This is a genomic window from Amycolatopsis rhizosphaerae, from assembly GCF_007713715.1.
GTDB classification, from domain to species: domain Bacteria; phylum Actinomycetota; class Actinomycetes; order Mycobacteriales; family Pseudonocardiaceae; genus Amycolatopsis_E; species Amycolatopsis_E rhizosphaerae.
This window is the reverse complement of record NZ_VJWX01000545.1, coordinates 1-4702: the sequence shown is the minus strand read 5'-3', so window position 1 is coordinate 4702 and position 4702 is coordinate 1. Positions and strand designations below refer to the sequence as shown.

The 4702-nt window shown below is 71.6% G+C and carries 6 protein-coding genes; 3 read left to right on the top strand and 3 right to left on the bottom strand.

Annotated features, from left to right (window positions below; translation table 11 throughout):
- Positions 1-622, bottom strand: a 622-nt coding sequence (locus FNH05_RS32680; protein WP_144592705.1) for an isocitrate lyase/PEP mutase family protein, incomplete at its 3' end; no start/stop codon positions are given.
- Complete coding sequence (locus FNH05_RS32675; protein ID WP_342781643.1) at positions 619-1074, bottom strand: carboxymuconolactone decarboxylase family protein; 456 nt, start codon at positions 1072-1074, stop codon at positions 619-621. The genes FNH05_RS32675 and FNH05_RS32680, both read right to left, overlap by 4 nt.
- 46 nt (positions 1075-1120) lie before the next feature.
- Between FNH05_RS32675 and pdxR the strand changes: the two genes are divergently transcribed.
- Positions 1121-2509, top strand: coding sequence for a MocR-like pyridoxine biosynthesis transcription factor PdxR (gene pdxR / locus FNH05_RS32670; protein ID WP_144592703.1), 1389 nt, complete (start codon positions 1121-1123; stop codon positions 2507-2509).
- Positions 2510-2555: 46 nt separating this feature from the next.
- Complete coding sequence (locus tag FNH05_RS32665; protein ID WP_144592702.1) at positions 2556-3254, top strand: MBL fold metallo-hydrolase; 699 nt, start codon at positions 2556-2558, stop codon at positions 3252-3254.
- 34 nt (positions 3255-3288) lie between these two features.
- Here the strand turns inward: FNH05_RS32665 and FNH05_RS32660 are convergent, their stop codons facing one another.
- Positions 3289-3738 (bottom strand): carboxymuconolactone decarboxylase family protein, encoded by a 450-nt coding sequence (locus tag FNH05_RS32660; RefSeq protein WP_144592701.1) that lies wholly within the window; start codon positions 3736-3738, stop codon positions 3289-3291.
- 83 nt (positions 3739-3821) lie between these two features.
- Here FNH05_RS32660 and FNH05_RS32655 point away from each other — a divergent pair, with 83 nt between their 5' ends.
- A complete protein-coding gene (locus tag FNH05_RS32655) occupies positions 3822-4688 on the top strand; it encodes a sigma-70 family RNA polymerase sigma factor (protein WP_144592700.1) in 867 nt (288 codons plus the stop codon).
- Positions 4689-4702 lie beyond the last annotated feature (14 nt).

The following is a 4702-nucleotide window of genomic DNA, read 5'->3' as shown; positions in this document are numbered from 1 at the left end:
GGTCCGTCCCGTCCGGCAGCCGGTTGCCGTTCACCGCGCCGGGGCTGACCGCCTTGACGAACTCGGCGAGCACGTCGGCCGAGCGCACCAGGATCGGGTACACGCAGTCCGCGCCCGCGTCGAGGTAGGCGCGGGCCCGCTCGACCGCCTCCGGCAGCACGGCCCGCTGGTCCTCCGCCCGCAGGAAGAGGTCGATCCGGGCGTTGATCACCAGTGCGTCCCCGGCGGCGGCCCGCACGGCGGCGAGCCGGTCCGCCTGCTCGGCGATCGGGCGCACCCGCCCCAGCGCGTGGTCGGTGTCCTCCAGATTGCAGCCGACCGCGCCGGTGTCGAGCAGTCGCGCCACGAACTCCGGGGCGGGCAACCCGTATCCCGACTCCGCGTCCACGGTCACCGGGACCGACACCGCACGCGCGATGCGCGCCGCCGCGGCGAACATCTCCCCGGCGGGTGCCTGTTCCCCGTCGGGGTAGCCGAGCGCGGCGGCCACCGCGACCGAACTGGTGGCCACCACCGGGTAACCGGCCTCTTCGACCAGCCGGGCCGTGTCGGCGTCCCAGACGTTCGGCAGCAGGACCGGGCGCCCCGGCACGTGCAGCGCCCGCAGCGCGGCGGCGGTCATTCGGGCACCGGGGTGTGGCTGGTGACGTTGAGGCGGTTGAACGCGTTCATCACGGTCACCGCCCAGCCCACGGCGGTGTACTGGTCCTCGGTCAGGTGGGCCAGTGCCTCCTCGTACACCTCGTCCGCCACGTCCTGGGTCTCCGACAGCCTGGTCATCGCATCCGCGAGGGCCAGGGCGGACCGTTCCTGGTCGGTGTACACGTTGGCATCCCGCCACGCGCTGAGCAGGTAGATCCGCTTGTGCGTCTCACCGCTCTCCATCGCCTCGCGCACGTGCATGTCCAGGCAGAACGCGCACCCGTTCAGCTGCGAAGTCCTGATCTTGAGCAGTTCCAGCAGGCGCTGGTCCAGGCCCGCCTCGGCGGCCACCTTCTTGATCGAGTTGTTCAGTTCGATGAGTTGTTTCAGCAGGCCGGGTGCCCGCCGGTTCAGAGAGATTCGCTGGCTCACCCCACGCACGCTACCGAGAACTGGCCCACGAGTATGGTCCAGTTTCGTGTGGGAATCGTGGTCCAGTTTGGGATGGGACGTCCACCTCGACTGGCATCCGGACACCGGACGCCCGGGGCTGGCCGACGCGCTGCGCCGCGCCATCCGCGAGCGGCGGCTCGGGCCGGGAACGGCACTGCCGTCGACCAGGGCGCTGGCGAAGGACCTCGGCATCGCCCGCGGCACCGTCACCCGCGTCTACGCCGACCTCGCCGCCGAGGGTTATCTCCTGACCAGCCAGGGCGCGCCGACCCGGGTCGCGGCCGGCGGAACGGCCCCGGCGGTCCCGGCCCGTGAGCACCCGCGCACCACGACCCGGTCGCGCGACGCGCGCTGGAACCTGTCTCCCGGCCGCCCCGACCTGTCCTCCTTCCCGCGGGCGGCTTGGCTTTCCGCCGCCCGCCGGGTGCTGCTGGAGGCTCCGCCCGGCGTGTTCGACTACGGCGATCCACGCGGGCCCGCGGTCCTGCGCGAAGCGCTGGCCCGCTACCTCGCCCGCAGCCGCGGCGTCGTGACCGATCCCGAGCGGGTGGTGGTGTGCGGCGGGTTCAACCACGCAATGGCCGTGCTGGCCCAGGTATTGCGCGAAGACGGTGAACTGGCCTTCGAAGACCCGTCCCTGCCGGAGTTTCGCGCCACGGCGACGGGCAACGGCCTCTCGGTGACCGGGGTCCGGGTCGACGAGCACGGACTCGTGGTGTCCGAACTCGACAGTCCGGCGGTGGTGGTGACGCCCGCCCACCAGTTCCCGCTGGGCTACACGCTCGCCCCCGCGCGCCGCACCGCGCTGACCCGCTGGGCGGGCAGGAACGGGGGGCTCGTCATCGAGGACGACTACGACGGCGAGTTCCGCTTCGACCGGCGTCCGGTGGGTGCGGTGCAGGCACTCGCCCCGGAACGCACGATCTACGTGGGTTCGGTGAGCAAAACCCTCGCCCCGTCCCTGCGCATCGGCTGGATCGTGCCGCCCCGTTCGCTGGTCGAACCCGTCCGGGCGGCCCTCGCGGCCACCGGCTGGCGCGCCCCCTCGATGGACCACCTGATCCTCGCCGAAATGCTCACCTCGGGCTCCTACGACCGGCACGTGCGGCAGCGGCGGCTCGCCTACCGCAAGCGGCGCGACCGGCTGCTCGCCGCGCTCCCCGAGAGCGTCACCCCGCTCGGTATCTCGGCCGGGCTGCACGTCGTGCTCCTGCTCCCCAGCGGCGTGCCGGAAGAAGACGCATTCGCGGCCGTGGCCCGCGAGTCGATCGCACTGGAACAGCTGGGACGGTTCTGGATCCGGGCCGGGGGACGTCCACAAGGGATAGTCGTCGGCTACGCCACCCCGCCCGAACACGCGTTCACACCGGCGATCGAGGCCCTGACCCGTTCGCTGAGAGCGATTACGCGATGAGCTGATCCGGGCTGCCCGGACGAGCTCCTTGTCCTACCGTCGCGGGATGGAAACCGTGGAAGTGATCCCGAACCTGCACCGGCTGCGGGTCGGCAACTGGCAGCTGTACCTGTGGCACGACCAGGATTCGCTGGTCCTGATCGACACCGGGACGCCGGGTGGCGGTGACGGGGTCCGCAAGGCGATCGAAAGCCTCGGTTTCGACCCCACCGCCCTCACCGGGATCGTGCTCACCCACTTCCACGTCGACCACGCGGGCGCACTGGCCGAGATCGAGCAGTGGAGTGACGCCCCGGTCTTCGCCCACGCGCGGGACGCCTCGATCATCCGGGGAGAGGTACCGCCCCCTCCGCCCGTCCTCGCGGACTGGGAGCGGCCGATCTTCGAGCAGGTGTCGGCCGGGACGCCGGAGGTCGCACCGCCGGCACGGGTGGACCGCGAACTCACCGGGGGCGAGGTGCTGGAGTTCGGCGGCGGCGCGCGGGTCCTGTCGATCCCGGGGCACACCGACGGGAGCATCGCCCTCCACCTGCCGGGGCACGGCGTCCTGTTCACCGGCGACACCGCCGCCCACATGGAGGGCCAGGTCATGCTCGGCATCTTCAACCTCGACCGGTCCCGTGCCGCCGAATCCTTCCGGCGGCTTGCCGAACTCGACGTGGAAACCGCCTGTTTCGGCCACGGTGAGCCGATCACCTCCGGTGCGGGCACCCGGCTCCGCGAGGTCGCCGCCGGACTCGCCTGACCCGATCGTCGGACCCACCGCCCGAGTCCCACCCTCACCAGGTCTTGCCCGCCTGCTCGCGAATCGTGCGGTTGATCCTGTTGAAGAAGTTGGTCATCGCGATCTCCAGGATGATCGAGGACAGCTGCTTCTCGTCGAAGTGGTCGGCCGCCGCGTCCCAGATCTCGTCGGTCACGCCCGGCGCGCCGTCCTGGATCCGGGTGGCGGCCTCGGTCAGCGCGAGCGCCGCCCGCTCCTCCTCGGTGAAGAAGGGGGTCTCGCGCCACGCGACCACGTTGTGCAGCCGCTCGTCGGTTTCACCGGCCTTCTTCGCCGACTCGACCCCGGCGAACACGCACGGGCTGCAGCCGTTGATCTGGCTGGCGCGGAGGTGGACCAGCGACAGCAGCCGGTTGTCGACGCCCCCGGTGTGAATCGCCTGGTAGAGGTGCTGGATCGCCTTGGTCAGGTCGGGGTTCGGCGATCCGGTCATGCGCGCTTCCATCGGTCCTGCTCCTTCGTCGGTTACCTGTGCCCGTCCGGGCCCGTCATCACCCATGACGAAGCAGCTCCGAGGAAGGTAACGACATGTCCGACACCATCCCGGCGGATGCGGTGGCCGGGGCCTTCGAGGCCCAGCGCGACCGGCTGCGCGCGGTCGCCTACCGGATGCTCGGATCGCACGCCGACGCCGAGGACGTGGTCCAGGAGGCGTGGTTGCGGCTGTCCGGCCAGGACACCGCCACGATCCACAACCTCTCCGGCTGGCTGACCACAGTGGTCGGCCGGATCAGCCTCGACGTCCTGCGATCGCGCCAGGCCCATCCCGAGGCGTCCTACGACGACCCTCTGCCCGAGGTCACGGCGCTCGGCGACGGCCCGGCGCCGGAGGACGACGCGGTGCTCGCCGACTCGGTCGGGCTCGCCCTCCTCGTCGTCCTCGAATCGCTCCGGCCGGACGAACGGCTGGCGTTCGTGCTGCACGACCTGTTCGCGGTGCCGTTCGACGAGATCGGCCAGATCCTCGGCAGGTCCACCGCCGCCACCAAGATGCTCGCCAGCCGCGCCCGAAGGAAGGTGCGGGCGACCCGGCGGCCGTCGGCCGCCGGGCGGGAGCAGCGGGAGGTGGTCCAGGCCTTCCTGGCGGCGGCTCGCGACGGCGACTTCGAGGGGTTGTTGCGCGTGCTCGATCCCGAGGTGAAGCTGACCGCCCACACCCCCGGCGGGGTGGTCGTCGTCCTCGGCGCCACCAAGGTCGCCTCCGGTGCACGGCTGTCCGGCGGCGCAGCCGGCCAGGGCCGCATGGTGCTCGTCGGCGGCCGTCCCGGGATCGTGTCCTGGCGTGAGGACGGCACCCCGCTGTCGGTCATCTCGTTCACCGTCACCGACGGGCGGATCACCACCATCGCGCTCGTGACCGACCCGGCCAGGCTCGCGCTGATGGACTTGTCGTGAGCGCCCCTCACGAC